Origin of the sequence: Pseudoalteromonas sp. BSi20429 (genome assembly GCF_000238895.1) — a bacterium.
In the GTDB taxonomy this organism is placed as follows: Bacteria; Pseudomonadota; Gammaproteobacteria; order Enterobacterales; family Alteromonadaceae; genus Pseudoalteromonas; species Pseudoalteromonas arctica.
In genome coordinates this window covers 69955-89914 of sequence record NZ_BADV01000036.1, presented here as the reverse complement: position 1 = coordinate 89914, position 19960 = coordinate 69955, and the positions used below count along the sequence as shown (strand labels likewise).

The window sequence follows — 19960 nt, the reverse complement described above, 5'->3', positions numbered from 1 at the left end:
TTAAATAAATACTAACTTTTTCTGTAGTAAATATTTCCTTGCTGGTAGTCTATGGCAAATTTATAAAATGTAGATCAGGAAATATGTCAAAAATCCGTTCAATGAGTTTAACCACTCGCATCATGATTGGTATGGCGCTTGGGGTTACAGTAGGTTTTATATTTCAGGCTATATTAGCTGGTGAAGACGATTATCTAATACCACTTGGGTTATTCTCTTTGCCAATTAAAGCCTTTTTTGTTGATGGTATTTTCCATGTTGGTGGTCAAATATTCATTGCCAGCTTGAAAATGTTAGTTGTGCCTCTTGTTTTTGTATCGCTTGTTTGTGGTACCTGTAGCTTAAGCGACCCTAAAAAACTAGGCCGCCTAGGTGGTAAATCTATTGGTTTATATTTATTAACTACAGCTATTGCTATAACAGTGGCGATTACACTTGCCTTATTATTTAGCCCTGGTGAAGGTATAAGCTTGCCATCTAATGCAACCTACGATGCTAAAGAAGCACCTACCCTTGCCCGTGTAATTATAGACATGTTTCCTACAAATCCTTTTGAAGCAATGGCCAAAGGCAATATGCTTCAAGTTATTGTGTTTGCACTTTTATTTGGTGTAGCAATGGCATTAAGTGGTAAAGCAGGAAAACGCGTTGCTACCGTATTTGAAGATTTAAACACTGTGATTTTAAAACTAGTTACGCTTTTAATGAATATTGCCCCTTATGGCGTGTTCTTTTTAATGGCAAAACTGTTTACAACAATTGAGCTTAACTTAATTGTGAGCTTAGCGAAGTACTTTGGCGTTGTAGTACTTGCACTGTTATTACATGCTTTTGTAAACTACACATTGCTTTTAAAAATATTAACGGGCTTAAACCCGCTTATTTTCTTAGCAAAAATGAAGCACACATGCTTATTTGCATTTAGTACCTCGAGCTCAAGCGCAACTATGCCTATTACACTTGAAACTGCTACTAAAAAGTTAGGTGCTAATAACTCGGTTGCCTCATTTACTATCCCACTGGGTGCTACCATTAACATGGATGGCACTGCCATCATGCAAGGTGTGGCTACCGTGTTCATTGCACAAGTGTTTAGTGTCGATTTGACAATATCTGATTATTTAATGGTTATATTAACAGCAACACTTGCCTCTGTAGGTACAGCAGGCGTACCTGGTGTTGGTTTAATAATGCTGGCAATGGTACTTAACCAAGTTGGCTTACCTGTAGAAGGGATTGCAATTATTATCGGTGTAGATAGATTACTTGATATGACACGTACAGCAGTTAATGTAACCGGCGATTGTATGGTTACCTGTGTTGTTGCCAAGTCTGAAGGTGAGCTAGATGAGAGCATCTTTAACGACCCTAATGCAGCTAAAGACTTAGAAGATTATCATAAATCTATTGACTCATAAGCTACATTTATACAGCTATAAAAAAACCTTGATGCAATCCATCAAGGTTTTTTTTCGAGTAAAAATAATTAAACTGAATCCTAAAAAAGATTCTAATCTAAGGATTTAACGACTTAAACTTAGAAAGTAAGTTTATTCCCACTTTATTAACACCACTACTCAAGCCAAGAGCTAGCTTATCGCTCAACCCTTTTTTAACTTTGTATTTAATCTTATAAATTTGGCGCTCATGTTGCTGCTCTAGCAATGCATCATCACTTGTTTTTATAACATCTACCAAGCCTTTATCAATCGCTTGAGTTGCAAACCAATGCTCACCTGTCGCAACTAAGTTTATATCTAAGCTTGGACGTTGAGTGCTTACAAACGTTTTAAATAAATCATGTGTTTGTTCAATTTCTTCACGAAATTTTTCACGGGCCTTATCTGTGTTTTCACCAAATAAAGTAAGTGTGCGTTTAAATTCACCTGCTGTTATTTGCTCAAATTCAACATCATTTTTCTTTAATATTTTATTAAAGTTAGGTATTTGAGCTATCACACCAATAGATCCAACTATTGCAAAAGGCGCTGCAAGTATCTCGTCCGCGACACACGCCATCATGTAACCGCCACTTGCTGCCACTTTATCAATTGCAACACTCAGAGGAATACCCGCACTTTTAATACGCTGTAACTGAGATGCAGCAAGTCCGTAGCCATGTACAACACCGCCACCACTTTCTAAACGAATAAGTACTTTGTCTTTACTTGGATCGGCAATAGAGATAATAGCCGTTATTTCTTCTCGTAAGCTTTCTACTTCGTGAGCGTCCATACTACCCACAAAGTCAATTACATATAAACGAGGTTTAGGCTCATCTTTATCTGCTTTTTTACTCTTTGATTTAAGTTGTTTTTGATGCGCTTTAAGCTCTTTTTTACCCAACGTATTTTGTAAAAAACTTTCTTTAAGTTCAACTAGCTGCTCTGATATATCGTCAATTTGTATTTCACCTTTTTTGGCCTTTGGCTTAACTGCAGCGCCAACTATTAGCATTAAAATAACTGCTATAGCGATAACAAAAGTAACTGTTTTAGCAAAAAACAAACCGTATTCGTATAAAAATTCCAACTGGTTTCTCCATTTATAAATTTCAGCTAATTTAGCATGCTTTAAAGCAAAAAAAAGCCACTTTTCAGTGGCTTTTAAAGGTTAATTATTTTACTGGTTATTAATCAGTCACAACCTCAGGGTTGGAAACTAATAACATCCGTCCGCGAGCAGCTAAGTAAGTAGCTACTTGCAACTGCATTTCTGCATTAGCGGCCGCACTGCCTTCAACAGTTGCAGCCTGTGCAGCATCTTGAGCTGGTGTTAATATAGAACCATGATGCCCTTTAGTAAATTTAACTAAGTAGCTTGCTGGTGTTTCACTCAATGCTTGCGAAGAACTTACTGTCTCAAGACCCATCAAGTTAGCTAATGGAATTGTGCCAGAAATAGGATTATTAGCTGCCATTGGTGGTATCACTTGGTCAGGCTTGTTATCAACACCATCACCCACAACAACATTAGTATAAATAGGAGTACCTAATGCTTTCACAGTGGCTGCGTAGTTCGTTGGGTCGCCACTATCTAGCGCAGTTTGCGCCGCAAAAGCAAACTGTGTAAATACACCTTGAATGTTAGTAAGTTTAGTCGTTTCACCCGCAGTGGTAAGTGATGCAATATATTCGTTGTAGCCACATGTCAAGTAAGCTTCCATGTCTGGTATTAATGAGCCACAGTTAGAAACTGCATCTCCTTGTAAGTATGCAGTAAATTCATCAGCTTCTGTTGTACCCGCTTGTGAAAGTACTGAACCTTGAATAAATGGACCAAACGCAGCAGATTCAAGTAAGAAGCTTGCTATACCGCCACCACCACTTGCAAGCGCTACCGTGTTTACATTAAATAGCGGATCAAGCGTTTCTGCCATTGGCGTATTAGCTTGAGCAATAAATGCTGGAGCAACAATAGAACCTAGCGAATGCCCAATGTAGGTAACGTCTTTACTATTAATAGTTGTATCGTTAATAAAGTTTAAGCCTAAACGAAGGCCTAATAAATCAGCAGCCGATTGACGTAAGCTATCACGTGCAACAAGTAATGAACTTAAGTTCATGTAACTAAGCACAGAACCCGTTGTTGCATTGAAGTCGTCTGTTCCATCACCATCAACATCTATTCCGCGCTCACCATGTCTTGGATGGTCAATAGCAACCGTTGCAAAGCCTTGAATAGAAAGCTGCGCAGTTAAAGCAAGCATACTTTCTTTTTGTGTTGTAATACCGTGCTGCATAATCACAACAGGCCATCCACCTTCAGGCATTGCGATAGGATCTAATTGTAACTGTGCACGGACACCATTAATTATCGGTAAAATAGGTTTAGTAACTTGCACTGGCACATTTGCCATGCTTTGTACTTTTGGAATTGAGTTGTATTTTGTTAAATGACGTGTGCTATCTAGTCCTAAGTCACGTAATTGCCCGTCACTTAATGCAGAACATAAACCATCATTTTCACTAATAGGATCTGTCGGAAATGCATCGCCTGCAACGGCCTTATAACCAATTATTGCCACCGCGTTATCACACATACCTTGCCAATATGTATCACTTAAATCACTAATATCAGTACCCGTTGGCGTACCTAAATACATCGGTAACATAATGCTACCTTTTTGATATTGCACACCAGAGAAAGCAGCAGAGACTTCTACACCCTGAGAAGCAAATACTTGTTGTACATTTACCATAGGCTGTTCAGGAACTTGAAGCGCAGGAGTTGGTAACGCAGGCTGTTGCAAGCTTGCAGCTAGTAACTTTTTAATTGTCCCAAGTACAGGACCTGCTGATTGAATAGTCATCGCACTAGAAAAAATAATATCTTCTTTTGTGATATCTCCTGAACTTACAACTACATTTTCGTAACTGTTAACAGCACCCTGCAAACCAAGTTGAGCTTCTGTAATTAATGGCGCTTCTTGTTTAACCAGCCCATAAGTCGAAGAAGGCTCAATAGAGCGCCCTAATGAATCTTTAAGACCAGTAGTTAATACATTGATGTATGAGCTACCTGCGGTAAATGGTTTTAAAGGAATAATTGCAACGCCATCACCTGAAGCTTGAGTAACAAAGTCAACACCAAAAGTAAGCTCACCGACCAATTTACAAGCAGTTCCGGCAGCTACAACTGAACATTCTGCATCAGTTAAACTTGCACCCATTACAACTTCAAAAATTCTTACTGTACCAGGGGTCCCAGCAGACGCTTCATCTAAACTCACATTTGGTGGGAATGTTAAATCGATTTTATAAGGAACCTGCGAAGACCAACCATCAAGTGCACCTAGTGCAAGTTGAGGGTTTGCATAAGCTGCGCGCGAAATAGACACATTGTTGTCATCTAATTCACCAGGAATATTAAGTGTACCGTCTTGAGTTCCACTCATTAATAAATCATTAGGTACCGATAAGATACCTGCTGCTGGATCAAATGTAACTGTTGCTGTTGGGATAACTGGTGCTGTGTCGTTTTTGACATCTGTTAACGTTTCTCCACCGCCACAACCTGCTAAAGCAGCTGTAACCGAGAGTGAAAGTAGCATTTTTTTCATATTGTTGGCTCCGCACGTATTTTATTTTTATAGTGTGTTTAATCAGTGTATTAAGTTAAAACAATGTAATCAGGTTATTAATGAGACATTAGACCAGTTAAACTTAACGTAAAGTTTCTATTTTCGCCACCTAATTTTACAATAAATTCGATTACTTCACGTTTCGCTATGTTAAAATCAAAAAAATTATATGAATTGGTACTTTTATGCACACATATCAAGCAGCTGAAAACGCACTTAAAGATAAAGTTATTTTAATAACAGGCGCCGGTGATGGTATTGGCCGAGTTGCAGCAATTACGTATGCAAAATACGGCGCTACAGTTATCTTATTAGGAAAAACAACTAATAAACTTGAATGTGTTTACGATGAAATTGTTAATGCTGGCTACCCTAAACCTGCAATAGTCCCTATGGATTTAAAAGGCGCAACGAAGCAAAACTACCGTGACCTTGCTGCAACAATCGAATATCAGTTTGGACGCCTTGATGGGTTGCTTAATAATGCAGGTATTTTAGGGTCACTCGGTCCGCTTGAACATTTTTGCTCATCTACGTTCGAAAACATAATGAAAGTAAACGTGACTGCACAAGCAATGATCACTAAAGCACTTTTTCCTGTTCTTCGTAAGTCTGATAATGCATCGATAGTATTTACATCATCAGGTGTAGGCCGCAAAGGTCGTGAATTTTGGGGGCCTTATGCCATCTCAAAATTTGCAGTAGAAGGTATGATGCAAACATGGGCATGTGAAGTAGGTAAAACGAATATTCGTGTAAACTGTATTAACCCAGGCGCTACTCGCACTTCAATGCGAGCTGCTGCATATCCAGGTGAAGATAGAGACGCACTTGCTACACCAGAGGATTTAATGCCTACATATTTATATCTGATGAGTGACGATTCAAGTGAAGTGAATGGCGAATCGTTAGATGCTCAAGTAAAAAAGTAATTTAGAGTTTAAATAATTTAAAAAGCACATTAAAAAGCCGCAATTAGCGGCTTTTTTGTGTTCAATAAATAACTAATTGATTATTTACGTTTAGTCGGCTTAACACGCTGATTGTGTTTTTTAACTGCTTTACGAATTTGGTTAATTTTGGCGCGTTTATCTTTGCGTTTTTCAGGCATAACAGAAAGCTTAGTTTGTGTTTCGCGGCCTAATTTAACGGTTTTACGCAAGTAGTTTACTGTTTCTAAATCATACTCCATCCAACCACCTTGTGGCACGCGCTTATCAAGCTCTAGTTTACCGTAACGAATACGAATAAGACGAGATACTTCTGCATCTTGAGACTGCCATAAACGACGAACTTCACGGTTACGCCCTTCATTTAACGTTACGTTAAACCAACGGTTAACGCCTTCGCCACCCATAGGGGTTACAGTCGTGAATTTGGCTGGACCATCTTCAAGCTCAACACCACGTAGTAAGTTTTTAACCGTCTCGTTGGTTACTTCACCAAATACACGTGCAGAGTATTCACGCTCTACTTCATAGCTTGGGTGCATTAAACGGTTTGCCAGTTCACCATCGTTTGTAAAAAGCATTAAACCCGATGTATTAACATCTAATCGACCAACCGCAATCCAGCGATCGCCATCAATACGCGGAAGTCGGTCAAATACAGTACGACGCCCTTCAGGATCTTTACGTGTGCTTAACTCACCTTCTGGTTTGTTATACATAATCACACGACAGATACGGTCTGCTTTTTCTTCGATTTTTACACTGTGTCCGTCAACACGAATCAAATCGGTTTCTTCAACACGGTCACCTAACTTTGCCACTTTACCGTTTACACTAACGCGGTTTGCGTCAATGTATTTTTCCATTTCACGGCGTGAGCCTACGCCTGCACGGGCTAAGACTTTTTGTAACTTTTCACCTTGTATAATACTCATTCGGATGGTTCTCTCACAGAAGGATCGCTCAATAACTGGTTAATTTTACTTTGCTGCTCTGTTGGCAACGCAGGTAAATTTTCAAGTCCAGTTAACGAAAAATAATCTAAAAATTGCTTAGTAGTTGCATATAAAGCCGGCTTTCCCGGAACCTTTTTATGCCCTACCACTTTAACCCACTCTCTTTCGAGTAAGGTTTTAATAATATTCGAACCCGTAGTAACACCTCTTACTTGCTCAATTTCGCCGCGTGTAATGGGCTGCCTGTATGCAATAAGTGATAATGTTTCCAGTAAAGCACGCGAGTATTTTGGTGCGCGTTCTTGCCACAAGTTATTTAACCAAGGGCTTAAACTACTGCATGCCTGAAACCGATACCCACTACCAACTTCAACTAAGCGAATACCACGAGTTTGAAAATGTTCTTGTATTGTATCTATTGCGTCATTTATTCGCGTCATAGAAATAGCTAAATCTATTAATACGATGTCTTTAAGGTGGCGTTTACTAACAGGCTTATCTGCAACAAAAATAGCTGCTTCAATGATCTCAACTAGTTGTTCATCACTAATTCGCCGACCCGCCATACACACTCTTAACAAATAAAAATACACAGCTATCTATTATGACAGAACAACACCAAACTAGGAAAATATATCTATCAAATAACTAAATTTAAAACACAAAAAAGCCAGTGACTAGCACTGGCTTTAATCTTACTTACTAAAATGGTAACTATTAGTTACTTTTAAAAGCTTCTAATGCATCATCTTCAGCTACTGCGTTACCGTATTTTTTAATGTAACCCATAAACTCGCTTTTACTGATGCGCTTATCTTGGTTTTTATCCATGTAACCAAAATGATTTGAAATATCATCATCGTTACCTTCAACTACCGAGATATAGCCATTGCTGTCGTTATCTAAGCTTGAAAAACTGCTTTCAATTTTATCGAATTTAGCAATTTCAGCTTTAAATGCCGACTCACTTACTTCAGAATCAGTGGCTACTTTGCCATTATTAAGCTTCATATAAGTGTTAAATTCTTTGCGGCTAATTTCGTTATCCATATTGGTATCAATATTTGAAAAATGGCCCCAAATGCTATCGTCATCAGCTTCAACTTTTGAGATGTAGCCATCGCTATCATTATCTAAACTTGCAAAGTCACTGTCTATTCTTTCAAGACCTTGATTAGATGAACAAGCCGCTAGGCTTAATGATGCTAAAATAGTGGCTGCTAATGTTAACTTTTTCATAAGACGTATCCTTCGTAATTAATTAAATGTCACTTTAACTAATACAAATCCAATGCCAATAATAGTTAACTTATAATAATCAATAACTTAATCTCGATCGGTATATTTATTAAACAGTTTCAATAAGTTAAGCTTGCAAGCTTTGCAAACAACCTTGTAATTTTTGCAAAAAAATACCCGGTAAAAACCAGGCATTTCAAATTTACTTATTATAGTTAAGCTAATAATTAGATTGCTGCGTTTTGGTAGCGTTTAACAAACTCAGTAACGTTTTGACCATTACATTTTAATGAGTTTAGGTTACCAATTTTTTGACGAACAGGTGCTAAACCTTGTTTTAAAGCCGTCATACATAATTGAGTTTCTTGTTGAGCGTCTTTTGCAAATACTTCTACTTTCTCAACTGATGCGTTGCTTAATGTCGTTTTTTTAGCAATATCACGAATATCTTCACCATTACATAAAATGCTTTTAGAAAAACGAGATAGGTAAACACCGTGCTGGGCAGCTTCTTTACGAGCAACGCTAAAGCCTTCGTTTGCACTTAGTACACATAACTTAGACTCAATTTTGTTATCTTGGCTAAAGTAAGTATTGCTTTGAGCTGACGCAGTTGCAGATGCTAGTAAAGCAGTGGCTAAAAGTAGTTGAGTTTTCATGAGAGATCCTATTTGAACGAGCTAAACAAGTGAATTTCGCGCATTATATATTCAATAAAGTTAAGTTCAATTGAATTTTTTATTTATTTAAATAATTAATATTGTATTCACAATGTTTAAACTTTACCCATCATTTGATCAACATTTGCGCAGCTATTATCTCAATTCAGTCATGTTATGTACGCGTATTTACTGATACAATTTAATCTATTAAATAGAACCAATTTTAAGGTAAATTTTATGAAAGTGATTTCTTTCAATATCAATGGTCTGCGTGCTCGTCTTCACCAATTACAAGCAATTATCGACAAACATCAACCAGACGTTATTGGCTTGCAAGAGATTAAAGTTCACGACGAAGCATTCCCATTAGAAGATGTACAAAAAATGGGATATCACGTCTACTTTCATGGTCAAAAAGCGCATTATGGCGTAGCTATGTTATGCAAAAAAGAGCCTAAATCGGTCTTAAAAGGTTTTGCCACCGATACAGATGAATCGCAAAAACGCATGATAAGCGTCACTGTTGAACAAGAAAGCGGTCGCAACCTTACTGTCATGAATGGTTATTTCCCACAAGGTGATAATATTAATCACGAAACTAAATTCCCTTATAAACGTCAATTTTATAAAGATTTAATGACACACCTTGAAACCAATCACACACCCGATCAAGATGTCATCGTTATGGGTGATATCAACATATCACCTACCGATTTAGATATTGGTATTGGCGACGTAAATGCTAAACGTTGGTTAAAAACGGGTAAATGTTCTTTCCAACCGGTAGAGCGTGAATGGCTTGCAACATTACTCAATTGGGGTTTTAAAGACACCTTTAGAGAGCAAAACCCCGAAACAGACGATCAATACTCGTGGTTTGACTATCGCTCTAAAGGGTTTGTAGATAATCGAGGACTTCGTATAGATGTAGTGCTTGCAACCAATGAGCTTGCAGCACGCTGCATAGATACAGGTATTGATTACGAACTTCGCGGTATTGAAAAACCGTCAGATCATGCCCCTATATGGTCAACATTTAAGTAATTATTATGCTCAGCCTAACAATGCAGGGGCTACTTTGGGCTCTTGTAATTATTATTGCTCTATTAAGCTTTGATAAAAAAACATATAAAACATTGCTTAATACGCCAGTCCGTCAAACTGGCGTACTTGCGTGTGCGTTAGTGTTTGCAGTGCTTTGGCGAATAAAGGCTGGCATTTTAACTGGCCTTGATTTACACATACTAGGTGTTACGGCTGCTACATTAATTTTAGGCTGGCGATTGACTATTTTAAGTAGCCTACTTGCCACAGCCCTACTCGCTGCCTTTGGTCAAATTGAACTTGAGCTGTTATCAGTACAACTGCTTATTGGTGCGTTTATTCCTATTTTATTGAGCTATCTTGGCTTTATAATTAGTTACCAATATTTACCTCGTCTATTTTTTTGTTTATATATTTGTTTGTGCGTTTATAACCGCAGGATTTATAGCCTGTATAAAAATAGGCCTAGGTGCTTTATTTTACTTAGCTATAGGGCAATACAATTGGCAAGAACTTGCAGATAACTACGTTTATTTAAGTGCCATAATTTGGTTTCCTGAAGCAATGCTCAACGGCATGGCTATAACAATTATGATCACCTATCGCCCGCATTGGGTAAAAACTTTTTACGATAAGGACTACCTAGGCTCATGAGTCTTGAATATCAATGCCCGCTGTGTAACCTAGCACTTTTGAAAACTGATTCAACACTTCGTTGTGCTAACAACCACAGCTTTGATTTTGCTAAAGAAGGCTATGTTAATTTATTGCCTGTGCAACAGAAAAATTCAAAACAACCGGGTGATTCACTTGAAATGGTACAAGCCAGACGTGCATTTTTAGAGCGTGGGTATTATCGTTTTTTACAGCAAAGCCTTAGTGATATAATCAGTAATATAAGTGCGAATACTATTATTGATTTAGGATGCGGTGAAGGGTTTTATACCCAAGCAATCGCGAATAAAACAAATGCTGTTGTATACGGTGTCGACATTTCAAAATCAGCGGTTAAATATGCAGCAAAGCGCTACCCTAATTGCCATTTTAGTGTGGCATCAATCAGCCAAGCCCCCTTTAAAAGCCAATTTGCTGATGTACTTGTTAGCGTATTTGCACCTTTATTTGAGCAAGAGCTTGAACGCCTAGCAAATCAAAACGCAACATTAGTGGTTGCAAGCCCAGGACCTTGTCATTTAAAAGAGCTAAAATCGTATATATATTCAGAAGTAAACGAACATACTGAAATAGCCACTCCAAAAGGGTTTCAAAAATCAGAGCAGATCCTTTTAACAGAGCATGTAGCGCTTAGCTTTACTGATATTAAAAACTTAATAATGATGACGCCATTTGCATGGAAATTTAGACCCGAGCACTGGACAGCACTCGAAGAAAAAGGTGAACACACTGTCACCTTATCATTTTATATTACTCAGTTTACCAAAATAGATAATGATGTAACTCTCTAAAATTGCTCTTTAGTAAACGCCCTGTCCATTTTATCAAACATATCTTTAAGTAAATTGGCAAGCTCCATATAACGGGGCTTGTTTTCACTTAACTGCGTTTGATATCCATTAGCTGCCATTTTAGTGTACAGCTCGTTATACCATTTTTGCATCGCAGGCTCTAAAGGCGTTTGCGCTCGCTTACCCAACCAAAATAAACCTTGTAATGGTAACGATATAAAAAATAATGCACTTGCAATGGCTTGCGGTAAAAAATCAGAACCCAAGTAATTTAGCTGAAAAAACAATGTTAGCATGGCTAAGATTGGCATTACTGTAATGGCAAGCTCAGTCGCTCTAATTACTCTAAACTCTAAAAATAAGGGCGCAAGCTCTTTGCGCATTGGCCATTTTTTACCATACAAACGGCCAGTTTGTAGTTGTGACATCACACTTTTTTGCATCATGACTCCTCACAGATACTGCTTTTAAATACAATGGAAAAACGAGCTATACGCAAAGTGTAACACAAAATGAAAGAGTTACACTTTCTCAGTAAAACAGCTTAAATTTACCTTTTAATGGCGAACAATCCTAACTTAAACATCTTAATTAAGGTAAAGTAATTAACATTGCGTTAACCACTTTGCAATTGAACATTCAATTGTTTTAGCTTTATTTAATACCGTAAGTGTAACGATTACGTATTAACGTTTACTTACTAAATTTGTTTATGGAAATTGAATCTATGCCAACAACCCCTCCTGAATCACAACACGTTTTAGTTTTAAATTGTGGTAGCTCTAGCTTAAAGTTTGCCATTATTGATGCGAACGATGGTCACGAAATTATTTCAGGTCTTGCTGAACGCTTAGGCGACAAATCGCCCTCTATTAAATACAAATTTAATGGTACTAAAACAGTTATCGACTTAGCGGCTAATCAAGCACATGCTGAGGCTATAAATACGCTTGTAAGCTTAATAAAAGATCACAACTTAGAAGAGCAACTTATCGCAGTGGGCCATCGTGTTGTACATGGCGGCGAGCACTTTACGCGATCGGTATTGATTGACGAAAAAGTAATTGCAGGCATTACACAGTCGGCAACGCTTGCGCCGCTTCATGGGCACGCTAATTTACTAGGTATATCGTCGGCGCAGGCATCGTTTGAAGGTTTGCCACAAGTCGCGGTGTTTGATACTGCATTTCACCAAACTATGAATGAAGTTGCCTTTCTTTACGCTCTTCCATATAAGTTGTACACCGAGTTTGGTGTTAGGCGTTATGGTTTTCACGGCACAAGTCATTTTTATGTTGCAGGGCAAACAGCAAAGTTACTTGAGCAACCTATCGAGCAAAGCAATTTTATTAGTGCCCACTTAGGCAACGGCTGTTCTGTATGCGCTATTAAAAATGGTAAGAGTGTTGATACCAGCATGGGACTAACGCCTCTAGAGGGGCTGATAATGGGCACACGTAGCGGCGATATTGACCCTGGTTTATTTAACTTTTTAACCACTCAACTTGATTACACAGCCCAGCAAATTGATAACCTACTAAATCAAAAAAGTGGCTTGTTAGGTATTAGCGAGCTTTCTAACGATTGCCGTATCATTGAAGAAGCCGCCATGACCGGGAATAAAAAAGCGATACTCGCAATTGAAATGTTTTGCTACCGCCTTTCAAAACAAATCGCGGCGTATATGGTGCCATTACAGCGCCTTGATGCTGTTATATTTACTGGTGGTATTGGTGAAAACTCAGATATTATTCGTGAAAAAGTAATTACACAACTTGCCTTTTTAGGCATTAATTGTAATCCGCAAGCCAACCTCAATGCGCGCTTTGGTCAAGAAGGCGTTATTAGCTGTAAAAATTCACACGTCAAAGCAGTTGTAATGCCAACTAATGAAGAATGGGTTATTGCCCTTGATGCTGCAAATATTGTAAAGGAGCTTTAGTATGGCACGTCGTATTATGTTAATTCCTGTTTCTACCGGTGTGGGTTTAACGTCGGTATCAGTTGGTTTAGTGCGTGCACTTGAACAAAAAACAGTTAAAGTTAACTTTTTTAAACCAATAGCTCAGCCACGTTCAGGTGAAACAGGCCCTGAAAAATCAACACAAATAGTTACTCAAGGCTCACCTATTAACCCACCAATGCCTTTTGCACTTGATTATGCTGAGCAAATGATTGGCGACGGTAAAGGTGATGACCTACTAGAGGAGATTGTTGAGCGATTCGAAAGTAAAATAAACGACGACGAAGTCGCTATTATTGAGGGTATGGTACCTACTCGTCGTCAACCTTATGCTGGGCGTGTAAACCGCGAAATTGCGCAAACACTCGGCGCCGAAATTGTATTTGTACTTACCCCAGGTAATTACACCATTACTCAAATAGAAGACCGCCTTGAAATTGCAGCAGGTAACTACGGTGGTATCGATCACCCTCGCGTACTGGGCTGTATTTTTAATAAAGTAAATGCGCCACTTGATGAAGAAGGTCGTGCACGCGCCGATTTAGTCGATGCCTATAAACCTGAAGAGCTTGAAAACGAGTTAAATCGTTTAGCCTCCCTGCCTATTTTTAAAAAAAATCCGTTTATGTTACTTGGTGCAATCCCGTGGGATTTTGACTTAGTAGCGCCGCGCGTAAAAGACTTAAGCGCATACTTAAAAGCCACGATTATTAACGAAGGCGATATGCTTCATCGTCGTCTGCGCCGTATTACTTTTTGTGCTCGTACGGTTTCAAATATTTTAAATTATTTTACGCCAGGCGCTTTATTAGTAACACCGGGCGATCGCTCTGACATACTTGTTGCTGCGTGCTTATCTGCTATGAACGGCACTAAACTTGGCGCTATATTACTCACCGGTGGTTTTGAGCCAGAGCCACGTATTATGGCCTTGTGTGAGCAAGCCATGCAAACCGGCTTACCAATACTCGCAACCGATGCAGACACGTGGCGTACATCATTACTACTGCATAACTTTAATATGGAAGTACCAAATGATGATGACCAACGTATTGAAAAAGTAAAAGATCACAACGCAGAGCATATCAATTCAAGCTGGCTAGATACTCTAGCTAAAAGTGTAGGTAAAACTCGTAAGTTATCACCACCCGCATTTCGTTACTTACTTACCACTAAAGCGCGTAAAGCAGGTAAAACCGTGGTTCTACCAGAAGGTAATGAACCTCGTACAATTAAAGCGGCTGCTATTTGTGGTCAACGCGGAATTGCTAAAACTATATTACTAGGCGATCGCGAAGAAATAATGCGTATTGCACAGCAGCAAGGTATTGAGCTAAACGAACATGTAAGTATTATCGAGCCAAAAAGTATTATTAATGATTATATTGCGCCTATGGTCGAAATTCGTAAAAGCAAAGGCCTAACTGCCGTAGTAGCACAAGAGCAACTACAAGATAACGTCGTACTGGGTACAATGATGCTTGAGCAAGGTAAAGTAGACGGTTTAGTATCGGGTGCAGTAAACACTACGGCAAATACAATTCGCCCACCACTGCAATTGATTAAAACAGCACCAGGGTCATCACTAGTATCATCTGTATTTTTTATGCTACTGCCTGACCAAGTATTAGTTTACGGTGACTGTGCGATTAACCCAGACCCTAATGCTGAACAACTTGCAGACATAGCGATTCAATCTGCCGACTCTGCAGCTGCATTTGGCATAGAGCCGCGTGTTGCCATGATCAGCTACAGCACGGGCACTTCTGGTACAGGTGCCGATGTTGAAAAAGTACGTGAAGCCACAAAAATAGCAAAACAAAAACGTCCTGATCTAATTATCGACGGCCCACTACAATACGATGCCGCTATAATGGAAAACGTAGCACTTAAAAAAGCACCTAACAGCCCTGTAGCCGGTAAAGCGACTGTATTTATATTCCCAGATTTAAATACGGGTAATACCACGTATAAAGCAGTACAACGTAGTGCCGACTTGATAAGTATTGGCCCTATGCTGCAAGGTATGCGTAAACCTGTAAACGATTTAAGCCGTGGTGCATTAGTTGATGATATTGTGTATACAATCGCCTTAACTGCCATTCAGGCAGCTCAAGCAGAAGCGCTAATTACTCATTAAACGTAACGTGTGCTTTTTATAGCCTAGCTATTATTTATTTAATAATTAACTAGTTAGGTTATTTATACCCTACAACCCCCATACTTATCCACAGAAATTGTGGGTAAGTTTTTACTCCCTTCTTTTATCTACTTATTTACTGCTGAGTTAGTCGTTGTTACACCTTTAATTTAAAGCCAATAATCTATACTATAAAGCTATCAATATTGCTGTTCGCAGGCTTTTAATGTCAAAACAAACATTACAATTACACAGCACCATTTTATCTATACACAGTTTAGATGTAGATGCTGACATACCTGCGGCACTTTTAAAGCAATCTTTGTTTTTTATTTCTAAAACCCATGATGAACTTTCAATTGTATGCCCAAGCGATTTTGAAGTAAAAAGCCTGGATACCGAACCCGACTGGCAAGCTTTAGAGGTTGTAGGTCCACTTGGCTTTTCGTTAACCGGAATTATGGCTAATATTTCAGGGGTATTAGCGCGCGCTAAAATTTCTATCTTTTCAATTTCAACCTACGATACTGATTATATTCTCATAAAAAAACACACTGCAGAAAATGCTATTTCCGCTTTAAAAAAAGAGGGTTATAACGTGGTGGTAAACTAACTTATGAAAGCTCAAAAAATTGACTATTTAGCTCAAAATAAAACGCCTCTTAATGCAATAAATATTACCAGCCCATTTACAGGTAAAGTAATTGAACTGAAAGAGCACCCAGAACCTTTTTTTCGTTTTGGCACTCTGGGCCCTGGTATTATGGTGCAACTAACAAGTCATAAAATTTTAGCACCGTTTGATGGAACTTTATTACAAGTAAAAAATGCAGGTACTGAGTTTATTCTACAAGCTAATAATGGTCTAAAAGTCTTGATTAACTTAACTATTTTTGATTCACAATCAATTACGCATACCCATATTGCGCAACTCAATGGTAGCAAAATATGCAAAGGTCAACGCCTTGCTTATTTTGATTTACGAGAACTTGATACTCCAATGCTTGCTAGTTTAATTTTACTAAACGGCCATAACCTTGGCACATTTCATTACTCGCATTCGCATGTAAATGCGGGTGAAGACACCCTATTAACTATTATTAAGAAGAACTAGATTTATGATCACTCTATACGGCATTAGCAACTGCGATACGATAAAAAAAGCTAAAAAATATTTAACCGATAACAACATCGAATTTACGTTTCATGACTACCGCAAAGATGGTGTAAATGAGCAAATGGTGAGTGAATTTGCAGACAAGCTCGATTGGGAACAACTCGTTAATAAACGTGGAACAACTTATCGCGCATTAACTGATGAGCAAAAACAGAGTCTAACTAAAGAAAGTGCTATCCCATTGTTGGTTGAACAACCTGCCATGATCAAACGTCCAGTACTGGTAAACAATGGCAGTTACCATTTAGGTTTTAAAGCAGCCCAATACGACGAGATTTTTAAATAATGACTAATGACGTAATTCAACTCGCCCAAGCGCTAATCCAACGTGAATCGGTAACGCCCGAAGATGCTGGCTGCCAACAAATGATGAACGATCGCCTTGCTGCGGTTGGTTTTAATATAGAATCATTATTTTTTACCGACACACTTAATACTTGGGCTAGAAAAGGCACACAATCGCCGCACTTTTGTTTTGCAGGTCACACCGACGTTGTACCAACAGGCCCTGAAAAAAATTGGCAACACCCGCCGTTTTCAGGATTAATAAAAGATGGCCTACTGCACGGGCGTGGTGCTGCCGATATGAAAGGCTCATTAGCCGCAATGCTAGTAGCAACAGAGCGTTTTGTTACTAAACATCCAGATCATAAAGGCTCTATTTCTTTTTTAATCACTTCTGACGAAGAAGGACCGTTTATAAACGGCACAACACGTGTAATAGATACACTAGAAGCCCGTGGTGAAAAAATAGATATGTGCCTAGTAGGCGAACCCTCATCACGAGATGTATTAGGCGATGTTGTTAAAAATGGCCGAAGAGGCTCACTTACCGCTTACCTAACGGTTAAAGGCGTACAAGGTCATGTTGCCTACCCACATTTAGCACAAAACCCAATTCATCTAGCAACGCCTGCACTTACTGAGCTTAGCCAAACGGTGTGGGATAGCGGAAATGAATACTTCCCTGCTACCAGCTTTCAAATTTCAAATATTAATAGCGGCACAGGTGCAGGTAATGTGATCCCGGGTGAACTAGAAGTACAGTTTAACTTTAGATTTAGCACGCAAGTAACACATGAGCAATTACAGCAACGAGTGAACGATATTTTACAAAAGCATGACTTAAATTATGAATTAAGTTGGATAGTAAATGGCTTGCCTTTTATTACCGAGCACGGCCCGCTTGTTGATGCCACAGTTAAAGCGATTAAATCAGTAACCGGTTTAACCACTAATCTAGAAACTACCGGCGGCACATCTGACGGTCGCTTTATTGCGCAAACAGGGGCTAAAGTAATTGAACTTGGACCACGTAACGCCACTATTCATAAAATAGATGAATGCGTAAGTACCGATGACTTAATAGCCCTTGCCGACATTTACGAGCAAATACTAGAGCAACTTTTAGCCTAATGGATGTAACTAAACCAACACCAATAATGTGTATCACAGGGCAAAGTGATACACATTTAACTGATATACAAAATCATCGCTTGCACAGCGCTATTATCAGCGACTTTTTAGCGCTGCAAAGTGCAGCACAAAAAGCAGGATTTGAGCTTACTATTGCCTCAAGTTTTCGCGACTTTAAACGCCAGTCAATTATTTGGAATAATAAGTTTTTAGGTATTCGACCTGTTTATAATAAACAGCAAAAGGTTGTAGATTTAACTAAATTAAATGATGTAGATAAATGCATAGCAATAATGCTCTACTCTGCATTACCTGGGGCAAGCAGGCACCATTTAGGCACCGATTTAGATGTGTTTGATAAAGCTGCGGTAAGTGATGATTATAAACTAAAGCTAACACCTGATGAATACCTGCAAGGTGGGCCGTTTGCGCCTTTAAGTAATTGGCTTGATACTAACTTAGATAAATTTGGCTTTTATCGCCCTTACCAGCATGATTTAGGTGGTGTCGCACCTGAGCTTTGGCATATAAGCCATATTAAGCAATCGCAATTATTAGTGAATAAGCTTAGCGAACAAGTACTTTTTGAATGCATAAAAAACAGTGAACTACAGGGTAAGCAGGCAATACTTGATAACTTACCCGCTATTTATACACGCTTTGTAACGAACGTTAGTCCGCCATAAAGAACTTGTTTAAGTGGTATCACACCTTCTTTTTATTTAAGATAAATACCAGCACAGCCCCTAATATTAACGAGCTTGCTACTATAAATTCCATTGTTACCTGCTCTGATAAAAACAAGACCCCGGCAACGGCTGCAAGTACAGGTACACAAAGCTGCACAACAGCAGCTTGGGTACTTTTAAGCAGTGGCATAGCCACATACCAAACACTGTAACCAATTCCAGACGCTATCGCACCCGAGGCACATGCAAGCAAAACCCCTTCAATACTCATATTTTTTAAATAACTCATACCAACAAGTAATAAAATAGGGATAGCCACTAAGCTTCTTATAAAGTTAAACCCGGTAGTACGCAGTGGCGATACGCACACTTTACCGCGAATACTGTAAATACCCCATGCCACACCACTGAGTGCCATGAGTGATGCACCTAATAATGAAGGTACAGCAGCAGATGGCAGCATTAAATATACAAACCCACCTAGCGCCACTATAAACGCGCACCACTGAAGCACACTCAACTGCTCTTTTTGATATATACCCCAGCCAATCATAGTGAGTTGCACGGCTGAAAACAAAATCAGTGCACCGGTGCCTGTATCTAGCTCTACGTATGCAATCGAAAAACAAAGTGCATAAACTAAAAGGCTTATACTGCTTCGCCAGCTTCCTTTATCACTTAAAATAGCGGGGTTAAATGTGCCTTTTCGTTTTAAATTATGAGTATAGATAGCCATTATAATACCCAAACACGCAGCACCACTGAGTAAGCGAATAACTGTAAAGTTCCAAGCATCTATATAGCCTTCGGCTAAAGCCATTCTGCAAAAAAGAGAATTTGCAGCAAACGCAATTAAAGCAATGATTGTGTACAACGTAGCTTTCAAAAAAATTCCTTAGCAATAAAAACAAATTACAGCGTTATTTCAATTAATTAACCTACTAAGCTAAAAACATTGTCATAAGCGCCTATAAAACCGCTTAATGAGCAGCACATTTAAACAGGATTGGTATAACTGTGCAAAGAGAGTATTTAGTTTTTATAAATTAGATCATTTATACTCAAATCTTAGCCGCATTTGCAAAATACGGTGTCTACAACACAAGATATCCTTTTAGTCTTTTTCGTATACGACTTAGTGAATAGCAATTACTTCATTTAAAAAATTCATTTAT

General features: G+C 38.7%; 19 protein-coding genes and 1 pseudogene. 12 read left to right on the top strand and 8 right to left on the bottom strand.

The window, feature by feature from the left end; genetic code table 11:
- Window positions 1-83: 83 nt before the first annotated feature.
- Window positions 84-1418, top strand: a complete 1335-nt coding sequence (locus P20429_RS11550) for a dicarboxylate/amino acid:cation symporter (protein WP_007582590.1) — start codon at window positions 84-86, stop codon at window positions 1416-1418.
- Between the two features lie 97 nt (window positions 1419-1515).
- Here the strand turns inward: P20429_RS11550 and sohB are convergent, their stop codons facing one another.
- On the bottom strand, window positions 1516-2532 hold the full coding sequence (gene sohB / locus P20429_RS11555) for a protease SohB (protein WP_007582588.1): 1017 nt from the start codon (window positions 2530-2532) through the stop codon (window positions 1516-1518).
- Between the two features lie 100 nt (window positions 2533-2632).
- Window positions 2633-5062: a VolA/Pla-1 family phospholipase gene (locus P20429_RS11560; RefSeq protein WP_007582586.1), complete on the bottom strand. Its 2430-nt coding sequence runs from the start codon at window positions 5060-5062 to the stop codon at window positions 2633-2635.
- Window positions 5063-5268: 206 nt separating this feature from the next.
- On the opposite strand from P20429_RS11560, the gene P20429_RS11565 reads away from it, so the two are divergent.
- Window positions 5269-6015: a YciK family oxidoreductase gene (locus tag P20429_RS11565; RefSeq protein WP_007375386.1), complete on the top strand. Its 747-nt coding sequence runs from the start codon at window positions 5269-5271 to the stop codon at window positions 6013-6015.
- Window positions 6016-6095: 80 nt separating this feature from the next.
- On the opposite strand, the gene rluB is transcribed toward P20429_RS11565, so the two are convergent.
- The 4 genes from rluB to P20429_RS11585 all read right to left on the bottom strand — a co-directional run bounded on the left by rluB (window position 6096) and on the right by P20429_RS11585 (window position 8887).
- Entirely contained in the window at window positions 6096-6968 is an 873-nt protein-coding gene (rluB, locus tag P20429_RS11570) for a 23S rRNA pseudouridine(2605) synthase RluB (protein WP_007582584.1), read from the bottom strand.
- The gene (gene scpB, locus P20429_RS11575; protein ID WP_007582582.1) at window positions 6965-7555 is read right to left on the bottom strand and encodes an SMC-Scp complex subunit ScpB; all 591 of its coding nucleotides are present in this window, start codon (window positions 7553-7555) and stop codon (window positions 6965-6967) included. The genes rluB and scpB overlap by 4 nt, the downstream gene beginning before the upstream one ends.
- A 151-nt stretch (window positions 7556-7706) precedes the next feature.
- Window positions 7707-8228 (bottom strand): EF-hand domain-containing protein, encoded by a 522-nt coding sequence (locus tag P20429_RS11580; RefSeq protein WP_007582579.1) that lies wholly within the window; start codon window positions 8226-8228, stop codon window positions 7707-7709.
- 227 nt (window positions 8229-8455) lie between these two features.
- Window positions 8456-8887, bottom strand: coding sequence for a hypothetical protein (locus P20429_RS11585; RefSeq protein WP_007582577.1), 432 nt, complete (start codon window positions 8885-8887; stop codon window positions 8456-8458).
- Window positions 8888-9127: 240 nt separating this feature from the next.
- Here P20429_RS11585 and xthA point away from each other — a divergent pair, with 240 nt between their 5' ends.
- The 3 genes and pseudogenes from xthA (at window position 9128) to P20429_RS11595 (ending at window position 11400) form a co-directional block, all read left to right on the top strand.
- Window positions 9128-9934, top strand: coding sequence for an exodeoxyribonuclease III (xthA, locus tag P20429_RS11590; RefSeq protein ID WP_007582575.1), 807 nt, complete (start codon window positions 9128-9130; stop codon window positions 9932-9934).
- A 5-nt stretch (window positions 9935-9939) separates the two neighbouring features.
- Window positions 9940-10588: pseudogene (locus P20429_RS19385) on the top strand (energy-coupling factor ABC transporter permease).
- The gene (locus P20429_RS11595) at window positions 10585-11400 is read left to right on the top strand and encodes a putative RNA methyltransferase (RefSeq protein WP_007582571.1); all 816 of its coding nucleotides are present in this window, start codon (window positions 10585-10587) and stop codon (window positions 11398-11400) included. The pseudogene P20429_RS19385 and the gene P20429_RS11595 overlap by 4 nt, the downstream one beginning before the upstream one ends.
- On the opposite strand, the gene yfbV is transcribed toward P20429_RS11595, so the two are convergent.
- A complete protein-coding gene (yfbV, locus tag P20429_RS11600) occupies window positions 11397-11843 on the bottom strand; it encodes a terminus macrodomain insulation protein YfbV (protein ID WP_007582569.1) in 447 nt (148 codons plus the stop codon). The genes P20429_RS11595 and yfbV overlap by 4 nt on opposite strands.
- A 284-nt stretch (window positions 11844-12127) precedes the next feature.
- On the opposite strand from yfbV, the gene P20429_RS11605 reads away from it, so the two are divergent.
- The 7 genes from P20429_RS11605 to P20429_RS11635 all read left to right on the top strand — a co-directional run bounded on the left by P20429_RS11605 (window position 12128) and on the right by P20429_RS11635 (window position 18782).
- Entirely contained in the window at window positions 12128-13342 is a 1215-nt protein-coding gene (locus tag P20429_RS11605) for an acetate kinase (protein WP_007582567.1), read from the top strand.
- A gap of 1 nt (window position 13343) precedes the next feature.
- Window positions 13344-15503 carry a phosphate acetyltransferase gene (gene pta, locus P20429_RS11610; RefSeq protein WP_007582565.1) on the top strand — a complete coding sequence of 720 codons (2160 nt, stop codon included), beginning with the start codon at window positions 13344-13346 and terminating at the stop codon, window positions 15501-15503.
- Between the two features lie 226 nt (window positions 15504-15729).
- Complete coding sequence (locus P20429_RS11615; protein ID WP_007582563.1) at window positions 15730-16116, top strand: ACT domain-containing protein; 387 nt, start codon at window positions 15730-15732, stop codon at window positions 16114-16116.
- Between the two features lie 3 nt (window positions 16117-16119).
- Window positions 16120-16617, top strand: a complete 498-nt coding sequence (locus P20429_RS11620; RefSeq protein ID WP_007582561.1) for a PTS glucose transporter subunit IIA — start codon at window positions 16120-16122, stop codon at window positions 16615-16617.
- 4 nt (window positions 16618-16621) lie between these two features.
- Entirely contained in the window at window positions 16622-16966 is a 345-nt protein-coding gene (locus P20429_RS11625; RefSeq protein ID WP_007582559.1) for an ArsC family reductase, read from the top strand.
- The gene (gene dapE, locus P20429_RS11630) at window positions 16966-18096 is read left to right on the top strand and encodes a succinyl-diaminopimelate desuccinylase (RefSeq protein ID WP_007582557.1); all 1131 of its coding nucleotides are present in this window, start codon (window positions 16966-16968) and stop codon (window positions 18094-18096) included. The genes P20429_RS11625 and dapE overlap by 1 nt, the downstream gene beginning before the upstream one ends.
- Window positions 18096-18782, top strand: coding sequence for a M15 family metallopeptidase (locus P20429_RS11635; protein ID WP_007582554.1), 687 nt, complete (start codon window positions 18096-18098; stop codon window positions 18780-18782). Before dapE ends, P20429_RS11635 begins: the two co-directional genes overlap by 1 nt.
- Window positions 18783-18801: 19 nt before the next feature.
- Here the strand turns inward: P20429_RS11635 and P20429_RS11640 are convergent, their stop codons facing one another.
- Complete coding sequence (locus P20429_RS11640; RefSeq protein ID WP_007582553.1) at window positions 18802-19671, bottom strand: DMT family transporter; 870 nt, start codon at window positions 19669-19671, stop codon at window positions 18802-18804.
- Window positions 19672-19960 lie beyond the last annotated feature (289 nt).